16 protein-coding genes are annotated in these 17714 nt (G+C 56.1%); 10 read left to right on the top strand and 6 right to left on the bottom strand.

The annotated features are described in order from the left end of the window. Nucleotides 1-27 precede the first annotated feature (27 nt). The gene (locus ACTZWX_RS13495) at nt 28-987 is read right to left on the bottom strand and encodes a GGDEF domain-containing protein (protein ID WP_444714366.1); all 960 of its coding nucleotides are present in this window, start codon (nt 985-987) and stop codon (nt 28-30) included. Nucleotides 988-989: 2 nt separating this feature from the next. After that, nucleotides 990-2018 (bottom strand): response regulator, encoded by a 1029-nt coding sequence (locus ACTZWX_RS13490; protein WP_444714365.1) that lies wholly within the window; start codon nt 2016-2018, stop codon nt 990-992. 370 nt (nt 2019-2388) lie between these two features. Between ACTZWX_RS13490 and ACTZWX_RS13485 the strand changes: the two genes are divergently transcribed. Further along, entirely contained in the window at nt 2389-3282 is an 894-nt protein-coding gene (locus tag ACTZWX_RS13485) for a DUF6160 family protein (RefSeq protein WP_444714364.1), read from the top strand. Nucleotides 3283-3328: 46 nt separating this feature from the next. Beyond that, entirely contained in the window at nt 3329-4777 is a 1449-nt protein-coding gene (sbcB, locus tag ACTZWX_RS13480; RefSeq protein ID WP_444714363.1) for an exodeoxyribonuclease I, read from the top strand. A 70-nt stretch (nt 4778-4847) separates the two neighbouring features. Here sbcB and ACTZWX_RS13475 read toward each other — a convergent pair whose 3' ends face one another. Next, nucleotides 4848-6851, bottom strand: coding sequence for a hypothetical protein (locus ACTZWX_RS13475; RefSeq protein ID WP_444714362.1), 2004 nt, complete (start codon nt 6849-6851; stop codon nt 4848-4850). Between the two features lie 184 nt (nt 6852-7035). Between ACTZWX_RS13475 and ACTZWX_RS13470 the strand changes: the two genes are divergently transcribed. Together ACTZWX_RS13470 and ACTZWX_RS13465 are read left to right on the top strand one after the other, a co-directional pair. Then, nucleotides 7036-7671, top strand: a complete 636-nt coding sequence (locus ACTZWX_RS13470; RefSeq protein WP_444714361.1) for a plasmid pRiA4b ORF-3 family protein — start codon at nt 7036-7038, stop codon at nt 7669-7671. Continuing rightward, nucleotides 7625-8071 (top strand): hypothetical protein, encoded by a 447-nt coding sequence (locus ACTZWX_RS13465; protein ID WP_444714360.1) that lies wholly within the window; start codon nt 7625-7627, stop codon nt 8069-8071. The genes ACTZWX_RS13470 and ACTZWX_RS13465 overlap by 47 nt, the downstream gene beginning before the upstream one ends. 59 nt (nt 8072-8130) lie before the next feature. Here ACTZWX_RS13465 and ACTZWX_RS13460 read toward each other — a convergent pair whose 3' ends face one another. The 3 genes from ACTZWX_RS13460 to ACTZWX_RS13450 all read right to left on the bottom strand — a co-directional run bounded on the left by ACTZWX_RS13460 (nt 8131) and on the right by ACTZWX_RS13450 (nt 10458). Beyond that, the gene (locus ACTZWX_RS13460) at nt 8131-8517 is read right to left on the bottom strand and encodes a type II toxin-antitoxin system VapC family toxin (RefSeq protein ID WP_444714359.1); all 387 of its coding nucleotides are present in this window, start codon (nt 8515-8517) and stop codon (nt 8131-8133) included. Nucleotide 8518: 1 nt separating this feature from the next. Continuing rightward, complete coding sequence (locus ACTZWX_RS13455) at nt 8519-8758, bottom strand: type II toxin-antitoxin system Phd/YefM family antitoxin (protein ID WP_444714358.1); 240 nt, start codon at nt 8756-8758, stop codon at nt 8519-8521. A 203-nt stretch (nt 8759-8961) separates the two neighbouring features. Further along, a complete protein-coding gene (locus ACTZWX_RS13450) occupies nt 8962-10458 on the bottom strand; it encodes a flagellin (protein WP_444714357.1) in 1497 nt (498 codons plus the stop codon). Nucleotides 10459-10907: 449 nt separating this feature from the next. Between ACTZWX_RS13450 and ACTZWX_RS13445 the strand changes: the two genes are divergently transcribed. The 6 genes from ACTZWX_RS13445 to ACTZWX_RS13420 all read left to right on the top strand — a co-directional run bounded on the left by ACTZWX_RS13445 (nt 10908) and on the right by ACTZWX_RS13420 (nt 17527). Then, the gene (locus ACTZWX_RS13445) at nt 10908-12320 is read left to right on the top strand and encodes a flagellin (RefSeq protein WP_444714356.1); all 1413 of its coding nucleotides are present in this window, start codon (nt 10908-10910) and stop codon (nt 12318-12320) included. Nucleotides 12321-12391: 71 nt separating this feature from the next. Further along, nucleotides 12392-12826: a flagellar protein FlaG gene (locus ACTZWX_RS13440; RefSeq protein ID WP_444714355.1), complete on the top strand. Its 435-nt coding sequence runs from the start codon at nt 12392-12394 to the stop codon at nt 12824-12826. Between the two features lie 193 nt (nt 12827-13019). After that, on the top strand, nt 13020-14987 hold the full coding sequence (fliD, locus tag ACTZWX_RS13435; protein WP_444714354.1) for a flagellar filament capping protein FliD: 1968 nt from the start codon (nt 13020-13022) through the stop codon (nt 14985-14987). Nucleotides 14988-15053: 66 nt separating this feature from the next. Then, entirely contained in the window at nt 15054-15452 is a 399-nt protein-coding gene (gene fliS / locus ACTZWX_RS13430) for a flagellar export chaperone FliS (RefSeq protein ID WP_444714353.1), read from the top strand. Between the two features lie 20 nt (nt 15453-15472). Beyond that, nucleotides 15473-16240, top strand: a complete 768-nt coding sequence (locus ACTZWX_RS13425) for a substrate-binding periplasmic protein (protein WP_444714352.1) — start codon at nt 15473-15475, stop codon at nt 16238-16240. Nucleotides 16241-16315: 75 nt separating this feature from the next. Continuing rightward, nucleotides 16316-17527, top strand: coding sequence for an argininosuccinate synthase (locus tag ACTZWX_RS13420; RefSeq protein ID WP_061333619.1), 1212 nt, complete (start codon nt 16316-16318; stop codon nt 17525-17527). Nucleotides 17528-17714 lie beyond the last annotated feature (187 nt).

Here is a 17714-nt window from a genome sequence, read left to right as displayed (position 1 = left end):
CGGGTCAGCGCATGGTCTGGCCCGCTATTAATCCGAATCTACGACTACCTTGTTTCGACCAGCATTCTTTGCCCGGTAAAGGGCTGCATCGGCCCGCTCCATCCACTGCATATAGTTGTCAGGCTCGTTGGTGAGTTGGGCGATGCCCATGCTGATGGTGTAGGTGATGTTGCCGGCGCTGGTCTCCACGGTGCTTTTTTCGATGCTTTCGCGAATGCGCTCGCAGATCATGCGGGCGTTCTCTGCATCGGTTTCCGGCAGGATGATGCCGAACTCTTCGCCACCGTAACGGCCGGCGCTGTCGGACTGGCGGATGCTGTTGCGTGTCACCTTAGCGGTATGGCGGATAACTTCATCGCCGGCCAGGTGGCCGTAGTTGTCGTTGACCGGTTTGAAGTGGTCGATATCGAACATCACCAGACTGGTAGCTTGACCGTAGCGGCGATAGCGTTCGTATTCGGCATCTACCAGGTTTTCCCAGGTGCCACGGTTGAGTAGGCCAGTCAGGCGGTCTGTCATACTCAGTTTGGCGAGCTGCTCGTTGGCTCGTTCCAGGGCCCGTTTGCTGCTGGCGAATTCGGTCACGTCATAAATCAGCAGGCAGATTTTGTCGACTTCACCGGTAGTGCTAGTCAGGGGGCTGATGGTGAGGTTCTGGAACATGTATTCTTCGGTGCCGGTGATGGGCCGTGTGTTCCGGAATTTGAACAGGAAAGGGCGTTGCTCCCAGGGGGTAAAGGCCCGGGTGTTGAGCATGGCGACGGCATCGACTTTGCGGGTGAGCCAGGCTCTGGGAATGTCGGGAAAGGCATCGAACAATACTTGGTCGCGGATTTGGCTTGCGGTGATGCCGCTGTGGTTTTCCATAAAGCCATTCCAGGCCTGCACACGGAACTCGAGGTCCATCACCACAAGGCCCACCTCGACCGATTCGAGCATGTCTACCAGCCAGTGAAAGGCGTCTGCTTCCGGGTTCTGAAAGGCCATGGTCAATCCACCAGGTATTCAAGACGTTTTTCGAGGAAGGGAACTGAGTCTTCGGTGAAGAGAGTCAGCATGTTGCAATGGATATCGCGGTTTTCGATAGCGTAGCTTATTTCAATGCACAGCAACTGTTCTTCTCGTTTGCTGTGGTGCTCCAGCAGTTCGTTGATGGGGCGATGTTGGCCGAGTACGGTAGGATGGCCCAGGCCAAGTTTCAGGTCCAGCTGGTCGCCGATGCCGTTCAGAAAGGCGCCGAACAGGATACTGGACATGTCCATCAGCACTTCCACGTTAACGGCTTCGCCTTCAACCACATCGTAATGCAGCAGTTCGGCCATTTCCTGAAAGCTGGCGTCTTCGAACAGCAACAGTGCTTCGCCCGCAATGCCGGCACCGGTGAAGCCCTGGCAAACGGCGGAGTAAGCTTCGCCTTTCTGAGCGGCGGAGATAGCCATATGCAGCTCTGAGTTGGCAATAAACGCCACTTTTGGAATGGGCTGCTGTACAAAAACTCGTAGCAGGCGGGCGAGCAGATCAGACGAGCGGCCCATGGCCACGTTGGCGATTTCCTGCAGGTAGTCGTTCAGGCTAACGGAGATTTCTGCTGGTTTGCTGCTTTTGCTGCTGAGGGTCGTGTCCTGCAGCGCCGCATTTTCCAGCTCGCCGGGGCGATAGAAGCCATATTCTTCCAGCATTCTTACGACGAGCTCTGTATCTGTGGGCTTTTTAATGAAGTCGATGGCGCCGAGTTTACGCACCCGCTCCCTGGCTTCGGGCTGAATGTCGCCGGAGACCACGATGGTCAAGACGGGGAGGTCTTCCTTGCGGATATGTTCAAGTACCTGATAACCGTCCATTTCTGGCATGTTGAGATCCAGAAACAGAAGCTCGGCCTTGTGGCCGCGAAGAATTTGCAGGGCCTCTTCGCCGTTGGTGGCAAACAGGATGTCGTCCGCCAGGCCAGCAGGCAGTGCCCGGGCCATTTGCTTGCGGGCGAGGGCTGAGTCGTCGCAAATCAGGATCTGGGTAGACATCGGTGGTTGATCAGTGCCATGGGTAAAGTGATTAAGTATAGCAGCGCCGGATGATATGTATCTATAGGCTACATCATTGATTTCCGGTGCTCTGGTTATTGTTTCTTCCGTGCTTTGGGCAGGTGAGGATAAGTGTAATCCTGTGATGGCGATCATGCTTAACGGGGAAATGACATCTACGTAATGGGTGAATGTGATTTTGGTCACTCTATGTACGCGTGGGCCTCCGCTATAGTCTGGTGACGGTCAAAAAGACACAGAACGTTACAAAGAATAACGTGGCCGTATGCCAGCACCGAAATAACAAAATAAGCGGGCGGCATGAGTCGGCGTCGGAAACTGACTCACAAAAACAATCAGAGACACTAATATGAAGACGCAAGCGTATGGATACGCTGCCCTTGCCACGTTCTGCCTGGGTATTTCGCCCGTTGCCCAGGCCGATCTTAAGCCCATTTCAGATGATGCAATGGGCGAGGTGACCGGGCAGGCTTTTATGCAGGTAGAAATCATTGCCGGCGAAAACCATGACTTCACCCGGATGACCCTGGGTATGGACGTAGAAACGCGGGTAAATGTAGACGACATTCAGGTGGGCCAGATTGATGGCGGCACCGACTTCTCCGCAAGCCACCTGGCGCTTGGGCATATCGCCCGTGCCGACGGCGAAGTATTCAATGGCCGAACCTATAACGAAGGTGAGGTTATTCCCTTTGAGGCCCAGCGGCCATATATCGAATTAGCCGAAGATGCCGGCGGTCTGGCGGGTTTCCGTTTGGGGTTCCAGCAGGCGCGGGGTTCGGTGTCTTCTCATACCACCAGCTTTAGTGGAGCCTTGCCCGGCCTTAAGGTACGGGAGGAAGTGTCGGGCTCCATTTACGACACTGCCTTGTTTGCCGGTGAGGGCGAAACCGCCACCAACTATCGTGCCTCTCATATTGGTATTGTGCCCAATGGCGATGAGCCCTTGTCCTGTGTTTCTGGCGTGAACTGCGCGCCGCTAACCAACCTGCGTTCCATCATCGTGGGTGACGAAGGTGCGGCAGAGGGCGAGGTTGCCTTTACCGATGGCTTCTTCATCGGTTTCCAGCGTGATGAGAATGTGGCCTGGCAAAGCCTGAATGGCGCCAATACCATCAGTGTGGGTAAGGGGGTGTTTATCAACCTGCCCACCAATATGACGGTGGACTTGAGCCAGTTGACCGGTGAGGGTGTAGACCGGTTGCGGACTCATCAGGTGGATATGGGGACGAAGTTGTTTTGAATTTTGGTAGACTCCTGCCATTGATCCGTTTGGCAGGAGTGCTCCCTTGATCCGTTCTTTCTACTGGCACGATTACGAAACTTTCGGTGTGGACCCGGTTCATGACCGCCCCTCCCAGTTCGCCGGAGTACGCACCGATGCCGATCTGAACGTGATCGAAGATCCCTTGGTGATCTACTGCAAACCGGCAGACGATTACCTGCCTTCCCCGGAAGCCTGCCTGATTACCGGTATTACTCCGCAAAAAGCGCTGGAAGACGGCTTTCCGGAAGCGGAGTTTATCGCACAGATCAACGAAGCCTTCAGCCAGCCCGGCACCTGCGCCGTGGGCTACAACAGCCTGCGCTTTGATGATGAAGTGACCCGCCATACCCTGTACCGAAACCTGCGTGATCCTTACGCCCGGGAATGGCAGAACGGCAACTCCCGCTGGGACATCATCGACATGGTGCGCCTGACCTACGCCCTGCGCCCGGACGGCATCAACTGGCCGAAAAAAGAAGACGGCAGCCCCAGTTTCAAACTGGAGGAGTTGACGGTGGCTAACGGCATCGCCCACGAAGCGGCCCACGATGCCATGTCTGATGTACTGGCCACCATCGCCGTGGCCAAACTCATAAAAGAGAAGCAGCCCAAGCTGTTCGAGTTTGTGCTGAACAACAAAGACAAGCACTCCGCCCGGCAAATGTTCGACACCGCCGCCATGAAACCCGTGTTCCACATTTCCGCCAAGTATCCGGCCACCCGCGGGTGCTGCGCATTGGTGGCGCCAGTGGCGGAAAGCCTGAGCAACAAGAACCAGGTGATAGTGTACGACTTGCGGGAAGACCCTAATGAACTGATCAACGCCACGGTAGAGCAGATTCGCGAGCGGGTATTTACGTCACAGGCAGAACTGGGTGAGGGTGTTAGCCGTTTTCCGTTGAAGGGTGTGCAGTTGAACAAGTGCCCGGTGCTGGCGCCGGCCAATATGCTATCAACACTCTCGCCTGAAAGGCTGGCGGAACTGGAGCTGGACGGCGATGTATTGCGCGCCAACCTCGCCAAACTGCGGCAAGCACCAGACCTGCCGGCCCGCATCGCCGAGGCCTTCGAGCAGGATTTTGCTGGCAGCGACCTGACCGACCCGGATGAACAACTCTACGCCGGCGGCTTTATCAGCAAAACCGACCGCGAGAAACTGAACTGGCTGCTAACCCAACCGGCAGATACCCTGGGCGAACAGGAAGTGAGCTTTGAAGACGCCCGCCTGCCAGACATGCTGTTCCGTTACCGCGCCCGTAATTACCCCGGCACCCTGAGCGGAGAAGACATGGAACGCTGGGAAGAATTCCGCAGCCAACGCCTGATGCACCCCAAGAAAGGCTGGCGCTCGCTGGAAGACTACGGCCGCATCCTACAAAAACTCGCCGCCGACCCGGAACTACCCCCTCAGAAGCTGCAGATTCTGGAAGACCTGCACCTTTACGGCGAATCCCTGATCCCCTACATGTAAATTTGTAAAATTGGGGTCAGACCCCAAGACATTTGATGCTGCCAAATGTCCGGGGGTCTGACCCCAACGTTTATCTGCGGCGTTGGAAGTAGACGCTGAGGTTCTGGCCCATGAGGCTTTGCACTTCACTGCCCAGGGCTTCGGCCTGGATTTGACGCTGCACGGGGGCGGTGGCCAGGCTGTGGCCGTCTTCGTCCCGGGCTTTGATCAATTTCCATTCCACTTCGTTACTGACCAGTGCCAGCAGTTCTTTCAGTTGGGCTGAGTCCTGCGGGCGGAACCAGCGGTCGCGGCAGCCGCCGAGGCTGTAGAAGTCGTCGTCTTGCAACAGGCTGGCCCAGACCGAGTCTTGTTTGTTGGCCAGCACCATGCGGCGAAGCTGGCGCAGACTGATGCGGGTGGGTTGCAGCCCGTGTTCCTGCACCAGGCGGCGGATTTGCTTGTCGCCGGCGGTTTGCTCGCCCATGCTGGTGTGCATGTGAACGACTGCGCCGCTGGTAGATGCGCTGTTGATGAGTGCCGCCAGGGAAAGCTCAGTCATGGCCGGTGAGGGCAGGCGGCCCACTTCTACCCAATGCACCTGATGGCCATCGGCCACAAAACGCTGGGCGATGGACCAGGGCCAGAACACGATGTTGTCCATGTTCAGGGTTTGTGCCATGCGCGTGGCCTTGGCGATGTTGGCCAGGGACTCGTCCACCGCGATCACTTCCACGTCATCCAGGTACTGCGCCAGCTCCATGGCGCGCTGGCCGGACTGGGCGCCGCACACCAGAATGCGCAGGGTGGAGGGCAGGTTGTCTGTGTTCAGGCCAAGCTCCTGGGCCATCACGGCTTTCAGGCTGGTTTCGGTGCGGTAGGCCAGTTGGCTCCACGCGGGCCAGGCTTGCGGCACGTCGGTTTTGGCCAGGCAGAGCTCTTCCGCCTTCTCGTCAAAATTCTGTTTGATGGCTTCTTCTTCAGCGCGGCTGTAATAGCTGGCGGCCATCATCGGCTGCATGGCCAGGGGCCAGTCCACCAGGTTCCATTGCCCCAGTTGCATGGCAAAGCTTTGATGGAACAGGGCACCATACATAGCGCTGATCATCAGCGAGCCAATCAGGGCTTCCTGGGGTTCGCGTACGGCCAATTGCGCCACAATGCTGTCGTTGATCGTGGTCGCCAGGCGCTCTTCATCGTCCTCGGCCGCCAGTGCGTAACCGGTGCGGTCCGCGTATTCGGCAATGGCGAGGCACAGGGGCTGCAGTTCGTCCCGCAGGCTGGCGGTTTGCGCCACTTCCGCCATGATCGCGCGGCGCAGCATCACCACCAGTTCTTCCACGGCGGCGTTGGGCATCAGGGTTTTCTGCAGGGCCAGAATCAGCAGTTCGTCTTCGGCTGCAGCATCCAGGAATACCTCGGCATTTGGGTTATCCAGATCGTACTGCTGCTGGATGATGGCGCCGACAAACCGGCCGATTTCCTGGTGCGGCAGGCCGTCTTTGCGTAGCAGGGCGATGGCATCCTGCGCCAGGTCGGTGTCTGCCTTGTGAATCTGCAGGTGCAGCGCGCAGGTTAGCATGCCGGAATACACCGAATCCCAGTGGGAACCGGTTTGCAAAAGCTTGCGATAATGAAGGTAGGCCACATCGAATTGCCCTTGCAGGCGCTTGGCGTGAGCGATACCACAGAAAGCGGCGGCGGATTGCCGGTCGCACTCCAGCGCCCGCAGGAAGTATTCCTCCGCCAGGGCCGGGCGCTCACTTTTCATTGCCCAGTAACCCAGGTTGCAATACTGCTGTGCCTGCCCCGGCTGGCTGTTCAGGCTGGCGTTGAACAGCGCATGGGCTTTCTCAAGCTGGCCGTCGTCCATCTCCACCCGGCCCAACAGCCCAAGGGCTGCCGCGTTCTCCGCCTCCAACGCCAGCGCCTGGTCCAGGTACTCCCGGCATTCACGCCGTGCCTTCAGCCGCTCCATATAGGAAAGCCCGTTGCTGTTGGACTCCCCATACGCCAGATTTGCCTGCAAAACCAACCGCGCCGCCTGCGCCTGAACCGAGCGGGGAAGATGAGCATTGTGATGTTGTACGTGCATGGAACACCTCGTTACCAGCCATGATTCGATGCGGCAAAGGTCTGCAGTTTTTTGACGGTTTGCCGTGCTTTGAATGAGGTGTTGCGAAAGGTGTGCCAGTTTGGTGTTTGAATTTGGGGTCAGACCCCAATACATTTGCAGCCTCGAAATGTCTTGGGGTCTGACCCCAAAAATAGGATCGGTTATGGGTGCGCAGGGTAAAGGTGTTTATCAGGTTAAAGTCACGCTTTCTGGCATCAGGCCGCCCATCTGGCGGCGCTTACTGATTTCGCCGGAGGCGACGTTTCAGGATTTACACCGGGTTATCCAGGTCGCCATGGGATGGCGGGCGTCGCATCTGCATTTGTTCCAGGCGGCGGATGGACGGCTGATTGGCGACCCGGCGGAGGATGAAGATGACATGATGGGGTTTCTGGATGAAACCCGCTTGCGGGTGGGCAGTGTTCTGACGCGGGAAGGCCAGGCCATCAAATATGAGTATGATTTTGGCGATAGTTGGGAACACCAGGTGAAGCTGGAGAAGATTCTGCCCGCAGGCGATGAAGGGCAATTGCCCCGCTGCATAAAAGCCGCCCGCCAGTGCCCGCCGGAAGATGTGGGCGGCGTTCACGGTTACCACGAATTTTTGAATGCAATGTATGACCCCGCGCACCTGGAACACGAGGATGTGAAGGAGTGGTGGGGTGGGGAGTTTGATCCGGAGTTTGTGAACCTGGAGGAGATCAATCAGCTGCTTCCAGAGCGGGATGCTCTGTTTGCGGAGAGCGACGTTGATGCGCTGCCGCCTGCTGCTGAAGAAAGCCGCCGCCAAACGCCTTGATACCAAAGGCTGGCTAACCCTGTACCAGGACATGCTGGCCGCTGCGTTCTCAGAATTCAACTGGGCCTGGATGGACCACTACGATGGGCTGGAAGATATACAAACCGTCGGCCCCTTCTTCTTGTGGTTGCAGGCAGAGAAAGGCGGCGACTGGTTGCCGGTTGATGGCTACATTAACGACATGCTGGCGGCCTTCCCGCAATTGCCCCTTTCAGCGCTCCCGCGGCCGTATGCCAGCGAAGAACAACAAACCCGCTGGGCACTGGATTCCAGAGTAATCCGCCTGTTTAGGCTGTTGGGGTTGATTGAGTTGAACCCGGAGCGAGTGCTGTTCCGCGAGGAGGCTGAGCAACGGCTTCGGAGAACGGCTTTGTTTGAGGGGGTGTTTGCTAAGGGTTAGGGTGGGGTCAGACCCCCGGACATTTGATGGGGTGAAATGTCTTGGGGTCTGACCCCAAATTAGATTCGGCGGACAGGGCCGGGGTAGCGTGCAACCAGGTCATCGGCCGTTAGCAACAGAAAACCCTCTGTCTCTGCCTGAGCAATCAGGATTCTATCGAATGGGTCTTTGTGGATTTCCGGCAGGTGGCTGACGGCCAAGGTGTGCAGTGATGAAATTGCCAATTCTGTATAGCCATTATCAACCAGCCCGCGCCGCAGGAGATGTGGGTCAACATGAAAGTCTGGCCGCCCCAAGCCGTTCTTGATCACTACCTCCCAGATGCTGGCAGCGCTGAAGTACAGCCGGTTACTGTCGTTACTGATCATAGCTGCTGCTTCCGGGGATAGCTTATCTGGCTCCGCTGCGGCCCAGAGTAGTAGGTGAGTATCCAGAAGAAGGTTCACGTTACCCTCCGAACAGCTCGGTTATCTCGTCTTGCCCCATCCGATCAAAATCGTCCGGCACTTTGAACTCGCCCGCCAAAAAACCCATTCGTTTCTGTTGGCCTAATTCGGGAGAATCGTAAGCGGTTACCCTGGCAACCGGCTTACCCGCCTTTGCGATGATAAAGGCTTCGCCCTTGGCGGCGCGGGCAACCAGTTGTGACAGGCGGGTTTTTGCCTCGTGCATGTTGACGGATTCCATGTGGCCCTCCATTTGGTGGTGCTTAGTTCAACTGGCTTAGTTTAGCGTGTGGAGGCATAGTTGGCTATTCATGGCTGAAACGAGGAAAACGAATTTGGGGTCAGACCCCAGAACATTTGATGGGGTGAAATGTCTTGGGGTCTGACCCCAAAAGTAAAACGGCCGGGTGAATAGCCCGGCCGTTTTGGTTGTGCTGCAGGAGGTTAGCCCTGCAGTAGCTGGAGCACCTGCTGGGGCCTGGCATTAGCCTGGGCCAGTACGGAGAGACCAGCCTGCTGGAGCACCTGGGTGCGAGCCAATTCGGCGGTTTCTGCGGCGAAGTCGGCATCGCGGATTCGGCTGTTGGAGGCCGAGAGGTTTTCTGAGGTTGTGCTCAGATTGGCGATGGTGGATTCGAAGCGGTTTTGGACCGCGCCCAGCTCGGCTCGGAAGCCGTTGATGGTGTCTATGGCGAAGTCGACGGCGATCATGGCAACTTCCGCGCCGTCTCGCGTTGATATATCGATGTCATTTAGCGTAGTGGTGTTTGATGCATCGCCTGTGATGGTGAGGTTAACGTCAAAAGGATCGGTGAAATCGCCGTTTCCATCGGTATCTGATTGAATAAGTACTTCAAATGGCTGACCGAATTGTGACGAGAAAATGATCTCGTCATTATCAGAGTCGAGAAACGCTTTGACGCCTGTCGCTGGGCTTTGTGAGTTGACTTTTGCAATGATGTCGTTGAGCGATGATGCTGTTACGTCGATTTCCTGACCATTCACCGTCACGACAAAGTCAATTGATTCCTTATCATCAAACGTTGAACCAATGGACGTGATTTCCGCAGCTGCCAGATTGAACTCTTGAGAGTATGTGGCGGTGCCATCAGTGAGCGATAGGTTGACAGGCACAGCCTCGCCGTTTTCGCTGGTGAAGGTGAGAGAATCTGCATCGACCCCAACCGTAATTCCAAGCTGGCTGAGCTCGGAGTCTGCGTCTATCGCATTTTGTAGGCTTGTTTGCACATCCCCAATTGTGTTGCCTGGATCTGCGGCTATAGCCGGAATAGTGAGTGCTTGACCGTCGATTTCAACTGTTGTGAAGGTCACGCCGGCAGTGTAGGTCAAGCCCAGCGCATCCGTAGTAAACACACTCGTATCGATATCAAGAACATTGTCTTCGATGCCGTTCGTGTAACTCAGGATAGAGCCGATCTGGCTACCTCTAGAATCCAGCCCGCTTACGGAGATGGTCTCGCCAGTGTTGGCGCCTACCTGGAACGTCTGGGTGTCGAAAGTTCCGTCAAGAATCTTTAAACCGTTAAAAGATGTCTGGCTGGCTATCCGATTTATTTCCTCAATCCGTTGTTGCACCTCCTGATTGAGGGCCTCTTGGTCAGATTGAGAATTCGTCGCATTAGCCGACTGAACCGCCAACTCCCGAATGCGCTGCAGGTTGTTGGTAATCTCATCCATCGCTCCCTCAGCCGTTTGCGCCAGGGAGATGCCATCGTTGGCGTTCCGCTGGGCCTGGTTAAGGCCGGCAATCTGTGACTGGAACCGCTCGGAAATCGCCAGGCCTGCCGCATCGTCTTTAGCAGAATTAATCCGCAGGCCAGAAGACAACCGTTGCAGTGCCACGTTGGCATCGCCCTGCGAAGCATTCAGATTGCGCTGAGCATTCAGCGACGCAATGTTGGTGTTGATGACCTGAGGCATATCTATTCTCCTGCTCAGAGGTGCCGGTAGCCTGGTGCCCACTGAAAGGGGAACCCTTGCCGGCGGAAATTCGTTAAATTGCCGTTTTGCCTGATGCCAAGCGAAGGGTGTGCCAGTTTTAAGAAATCGGCGTTATATTGCTGTTTTAATTGATGGTTTTTAGGTCAGGTTTTGAGCAGGGGATTGCCTGGTGCCGGAAAGTTGACGTGGGGAAGGGAAAAGGGTTGCCGGTTTTGTGGAGTTGCGTTCGTACATTTCACTCCGCCAAATGCCCTGGGGTCTGACCCCAACTTCCACGTTTTACATTCCTTTACAAAATTGTTGGAATTTTTTCTAAAGCAACCGGGTGGAGTGCCGTTAAGTAGAGTAACAGGGCGGCGCTCCCAAACTAAAAAACGGGCGCCAGACCTTTTCCATGAAATAACGACATCTGTCGAAGGAGAAGCATTATGGCTCTCGGTATTAACACTAACGTCGCTTCACTGAACGCCCAGAACCAGCTGAGCAAGTCTCAGGGCATGAACGACCAGGCTCTGCAACGGTTGTCTTCTGGTCTGCGTATTAACTCCGCGAAAGATGATGCGGCTGGTCTTGCGATTTCAGAGCGTTTTTCAACCCAGATCCGTGGCTTGAATGTGGCCCAGCGTAACGCTAATGACGGCATTTCTCTGGCTCAGACTGCCGAAGGCGCTCTGAACGAGATAACTAACAACCTGCAGCGGATTCGAGAACTGGCCGTTCAGTCTGCTAACGCGACGAATTCCACGTCTGACCGTGAAGCATTGCAAGCTGAAGTCGAGCAGTTGGTTTCAGAGATCGATCGCGTCGCAACTCAGACAGAGTTTAACGGTCTTAAGATAGTTGACGGCAGCTTCAACGCGCAGGCCTTTCAGGTAGGTGCGAATGCAGGCCAAACCATCACCATAGATAGTATCGCCAGTGCTAAATCTTCAGACCTGGGCCAGTTCCGAGGTTTCTCTGAGACTGCGTTTGGCATTGGAACGGCTAATGACACTGCCGTTGCGAAGGAAGTCACGGTTGGTGGTCAGTTGTTCGAGTTGGGTAGTGTTGCCGATGACGCGAAAGCAATTGCTAATGCATTAAACTCAGCTGGCATTTCAGGCCTCGTTGTTAGCGCTAACGAGACTGTAACTGCTGGACAGGCCTCGAACGTCACTGGTGCATTGAATGATGCAGACTCGATTGAAATCAACGGAACTACCATTAATCTTACGAACACTGGTGATGCAGCTTCTAATCGTCAGGCTGCGCTGGATGCGATTAACGCCCAATCGTCCGTTACCGGTGTTCGAGCCGTAGACAACGGGTCTGGTGTGGATCTTCTGGCTGCAGATGGTCGGAACATCACGACCGCTTTCACTGCTGACGATGCGGCGACCGCCGCTGATTACGGCCTGGCTGCAGATGCAACGACAGGTGGAACTCTCGACATCACTTATAAGGCGCCAGCCGGCGTAACTGGAGACTTCGAGTTTACAACCGGTTTTGATGCTGCGTTTACAACTCAGACTATTGCTGCTTCGGGCACTGCTCTTAATGCAATTGACATCGGCACTGTAGCGGGTGCAAATACCGCCCTAACTTCAGTCGACGCAGCATTGGACTCTATCAACAGTGCCCGTGCCGATCTTGGTGCGATTCAGAACCGCTTTGAGAGCACAATTTCAAATATTGCGACAACATCCGAAAACCTCAGCGCTTCCAACAGCCGTATCCTGGACGCTGACTTCGCGGCAGAAACTGCCAACCTGGCCAAATCCCAGGTACTGCAGCAGGCCGGTATCTCCGTCCTGGCTCAGGCGAACGCCCGTCCGCAGCAGGTTCTGTCCCTCCTGCAGTAAGGGGCATAGCGGTAACGGCCGGAACCCTCGGGTTCCGGCCTTCCGCCGTTGAAGGATAGCGAGGTAAAGCTATGAATGACGTTAACCTGAACAGCCCGGACCTGAAGCTGGTGCGCTCTGGCGCCCAGGCTCCGGCCAAGGCAATGTCGTCATCTCAGGCCGAGGGCCAGAACGCCCCTGACCTTGCAGCTTCGGCTGCCGGTACCCGCCAGGTTCAGGTGCCCCAGGTTGCTCAACAGGCTTCGCAAGCTGAAAAGCTGCAGGCCCGTAATGAAGAGCAGCGCAAGGAACTGGATGAGGCGGTTAGCCAGTTGAACGACTTTGTTCAAACCGTGCAGCGGGATCTTCAGTTTGAAGTGGATAATGAAATGGGCCAGACCATCGTGAGGGTGGTTGATCAGCAAACCCAGGAAGTGATTCGCCAGATCCCTGACGAAGTGGCAATGAGGTTGGCAGAAAAATTGCAGCAGGATGAACCGCTGACGTTGTTTAACATCAAGGTGTAAAAGCTTGCCGCTTTTGCGCGGATGAAAACGACGGTATTTCAGCACCGCCGCACCTGAGAGGGTCCGGCGGTGTTCTGCGTTTACGCACTGTTACAAATTGGCATAGGAATTTTCCGAAAAAGGGCAAAGTTTTGCCGCCTGCTGCCGATACACTGATCAGTACAGAGATTCGCCCTCCAGAGGAGGCACAGTTATGGCCAGTATTTCATCATTAGGTATCGGCTCCGGCGTTTTGACGTCGGATCTTGTCGACCAATTGGTGGCTGCGGAGCGCAGGCCCACCGAGGTTCGGCTGGATCAGAAAACCCAGCGTACAGAGTCGCTTATTTCCGCTTATGGCATGCTGCGTAGTGCCGTAACGGAGCTGCGTCTGCCTATGCGTCAGCTCGGTTCTGCGGATGCGATGAAGTCGTTTTCGGCCACTTCCTCGGGTAGCAATATTGATGTGTCGGTGGATGCCGGCAAGGCCAGCCGCGGTTCTTACAGCCTGGATGTGAAAAGTCTGGCGCAGTCCCAGGCTCTGGCCAGCCGGGATGTGTTTGCCGACCGGGATGCCACCAGCGTTGGCCGGGGGACTATGACGCTTCAGGTGGGCGACAAGACCACTAACATCACCATTGATTCCTCCAACGACACCCTGCAGGGCCTGGCGAATGCCATTAACGAGGCCAATGCGGGCGTGTCTGCCGGTGTGATCGATACCGGCAATGGGTTCCAGCTGGTGTTGTCTGCGGACGAAACCGGTGAGGCCAATGCGGTCAATATCTCCGTGTCTGAAGATGGTGCAGCCCCTGGCCTCAGCCGTTTCGCTTTTGACACAGCAGACCCCGATAACGTGGATGGCATGCGTCAGACCATTGCGGCGAGCGATGCGGTAATGGAAATCAACGGCGTGGAAATACGCCGTGCCACCAATACCATTGAAAATGTGGTGGATGGCCTGACCTTCAACATTACCGGTGAGGGCAAGTCCACTATCAAAGTGGAGCAGGATACGGCGGCGGTTGCCGAGCGTGTTCAGGCGTTCGTGGGCAAATTCAACGAGTTGCAGGGAACCATCCGTGAGCTGTCTTCGTTTGATAGCGAAACCGGCCAGGGCAGCATTCTGACCGGTGACTCCACGGTCCGTAACATCCAGAACCAACTGAAACGGGTGTTGACGGATATTATTCCCGGTCTGGAAAACGCCAGTGTGCGCAGCCTGGCGGATGTGGGCATCAGCACGGATTTTCGTACTGGCGAGCTGCAGTTCAATAGTCAGAGGTTTCAACAGCAGCTTCGGGAGAACCCGGATGATGTTACGGCACTGTTCGCCGAGCAGGGCAGAGCCAGCGACTCCCAGGTGGAATTTGTTCGCAGTGGCTCTAACACCCGGCCCGGTGACTACGATATTAACGTCACTCAAATGGCGACTCGCGGTGCCCTGAATTATGCGATCCCCGACACTGCGGATGCAATTCAGGTGCAGGCTGACAACAGCTTTACCTTCCGGCTAGACGGGGAAACGAATGCTACGGTCTCAATCGCGGCCGGTGACTATTCCGGTGCCGACTTTGCGGCTGCCATTCAGGACGCACTGCGTAATAATTCAGCATTGAGTGCTGCGGGCCGATCGGTCCAGGTGGGCTATGACGCTACCGAAGGGCTGACTTTCACATCGAATCGCTTTGGCAGTGACTCAAACGTAAGCCTGACTAGCCTGAATAATGTGACTGGTCTAAACACCGCCACCGGCACCGCCGGCCAGGATGTCCAGGGCACTATCAACGGCCAAACTGCCCAAGGCGACGGCCAGGTGCTGTTCCTGGCAAACAGTGCGGGTGGCGATGCCGCCGGCCTGCAGGTACGCATTACCGGCGGTGACGTTGGCAATCGCGGCTCGGTGAAGTTTATCGAGGGCGTGAGTGAGCGCGCGGTAGATGCCATTACGAGCATTCTGGGTGCAGACGGTGCGTTGAGCTCCCGCACTGATGCCCTGAACCGGGACTCAGAGCGCATCCAGGAAGACCGGATCAAGCTGGATTTGAGGATTGAAAGTTATCAGGAGCGGCTGGTAAAGCAGTTCAGTGCCGCCGATTCCCTGATCTCCCAGCTCAACAACACGCGGGACTATGTCAGCCAGCAGCTGGCGGCCCTGGCTCCGAACAGGCAGAACGATTAATTCGGCTATACTGATGTATGGCCCGCCAACCATGGCATACCGGATAACGGTGGAACGAGGTTATTTATGAACGGTTTACAGGCGTATCAGCGCGTTAATACCCAAACCAGCATCACCGATGCAGACCCGCACAAGCTGATTCAGCTGCTGTACAACGGGGCCATCGAGCGTATCAACATGGCCAAATCCCGGATTCAGGCCAAGGATTATGCGGCCAAAGGGCAGTTGCTCAACAAAGCCATTGAGATTATCGGTGGCCTGAGGGCGTTCCTGGATTTCGAAAAGGGCGGTGAACTGGCCACCCGGCTGGAGGCTCTGTACGACTACATGGAGCGCACCTTGCTGGAAGCCAGCGCCAAGAATGACGTTGCCAAGCTGGATGAAGTGCTGAACCTGCTGCGTTCTGTGAAGGATGGCTGGGATGGTATTCGTGATGAGGTGGTTAGCCAACAGCAGGCGGTCTGAGCCCGGAGTTGGTTAAGTTAATGGTAATTTTACGGGGCCTTATTCTGGCCCTGTTGGTTGTGGCAGCCCATGCCAAGGCCGATGACGACGCGGTTCCATCGGTACGGGGCAGCTCGGCTGACACCGCTGCCCTTTTTGCCATTCCTGATGTCTGGCCCTGGGGATTTCAGGATGACCAAGGAGAGATGCAGGGTAGTCTGATTGAGTTGATCGATCGTTTATCAGAACTTTCCGGTGTGCCTATCCGGGCGCAGCTGTTGCCCTTGAGGCGGGTTATTCTCGACGTTACCAGGGGCCGAGCGCAATTTGCCTTCCTGTTCCAAAGTCCAGAGCTGGACGAGAACACTGTTCCTGTCGATACCGTACTTCAGATCAATCTGTTGCTGTTGGCAATGCGTAACACCGATTTTCCGTTGACCCTGGAGCAACTGGCCGGCAAGCGGGTCGGCTATGTGCGGGGTACCTATCTCGGCGAGGCGTTCAAATCGGATGAGGCGGTGCTGAAAGTCCCGGTTTATAATATTCGGCAAGCCATCGATATGCTGTTGCTGGGTCGGATTTCGGCAGTGCTGGCAAGTGACCACAATATTGCAATGACAATTGATGCCTACGACTTTCCCGCCGAAGAGTTTCGTGAGCAGGAGCATGTGAAAGGCCAAAAGGCCAGGCTGTATATGTCCCCCATCAGCGGCAACCCGGAACACGCACGCCTTTTCAAAGAAGCGCTGCAACACATGCGTGACAACGGCGAGTTGCAGCGCATTTTCCAGACTTCTTCCGCCCAATAGCCATTCCCCCCGCACTCCCGTACAATACGCACCTTCTTTTCAATACATCCATTCTGTTCAGTCTGGAGCAAGGGCATGTCTGATATCAAAAAGGTGGTGCTGGCTTATTCCGGTGGCCTCGATACTTCCGTTATTGTTCGGTGGTTGCAGGACACCTATAACTGTGAGGTGGTGACGTTCACCGCCGACATCGGCCAGGGCGAGGAAGTTGAGCCGGCGCGCGCCAAGGCGGAAGCGTTGGGCGTTAAGGAAATCTACATTGAGGACCTGCGCGAAGAGTTTGTGCGCGACTACGTGTTCCCGATGTTCCGCGCCAATACCATCTACGAAGGCGAGTACCTGCTGGGCACTTCCATCGCCCGCCCGCTGATTGCCAAGCGTTTGATCGACATTGCCAATGAAACCGGCGCTGATGCGATTTCCCACGGTGCAACCGGTAAGGGTAACGACCAGGTGCGTTTTGAGCTGGGTGCCTACGCGCTGAAGCCGGGGGTGAAGGTAATTGCCCCCTGGCGTGAGTGGGACCTGAACTCCCGTGAAAAACTGCTGAAATACTGCGAAGAGCGCAACATTCCGGTAGAAATGAAGAAGGGCAAGAGCCCGTACTCCATGGACGCCAACCTGCTGCACATTTCCTACGAAGGCATGAACCTGGAAGACCCCTGGGCGGAAGCCGAGGAAGATATGTGGCGTTGGAGCGTGTCTCCGGAAGCCGCGCCAGACAAGCCGACTTACGTGGAGCTGACCTACAAGAAGGGCGATATTGTTGCCGTTGATGGTCAAGAAATGAAGCCCCACGAAGTGCTGGAAACCCTGAACAAGGTAGCTGGTGCCAACGGTATAGGCCGCCTCGACATCGTAGAGAACCGCTACGTGGGCATGAAGTCCCGCGGCTGCTACGAAACCCCGGGCGGCACCATCATGCTGCGCGCCCACCGTGCTATCGAGTCCATCACCCTGGACCGCGAAGTGGCGCACCTGAAAGACAGCCTGATGCCCCGCTACGCCGAGGTCATCTACAACGGCTACTGGTGGTCTCCGGAGCGCGAAGCCCTGCAGGCACTGATCGACCAGACCCAAACCTACGTGAACGGCACGGTTCGCCTGAAGCTGTACAAAGGCAACGTGGACGTAGTCGGCCGGAAGTCTGACGACTCCCTGTTCGACGAAAAGATCGCCACCTTTGAAGAAGACCAGGGTGCGTATGATCAGAAAGACGCCGAAGGTTTCATCAAGCTGAACGCGCTGCGGTTGCGGATTGCGGCTGGGAAAGGCCGGAAGCTGTAGGGTCTGTCCTCAGGGTCTGTCCTCAGGGTCTGTCCCCGAACGGGGACTGACCCACATTTGCCCGTCCTTGCCCCGAAACTAGAGCCCATTGGTTCCAAAATGGGTCAGTCCCCATGCGGGGACAGACCCTTAGGGGACTGACCCACATTTGCCCGTCCTTGCCCCGAAACTAGAGCCCATTGGTTCC

It is taken from the genome of Marinobacter sp. NSM, assembly GCF_052380025.1.
In the GTDB taxonomy this organism is placed as follows: domain Bacteria; phylum Pseudomonadota; class Gammaproteobacteria; order Pseudomonadales; family Oleiphilaceae; genus Marinobacter.
The sequence above is the reverse complement of the archived record's forward strand: the minus strand, read 5'-3'. Positions and strand labels throughout refer to the sequence as shown.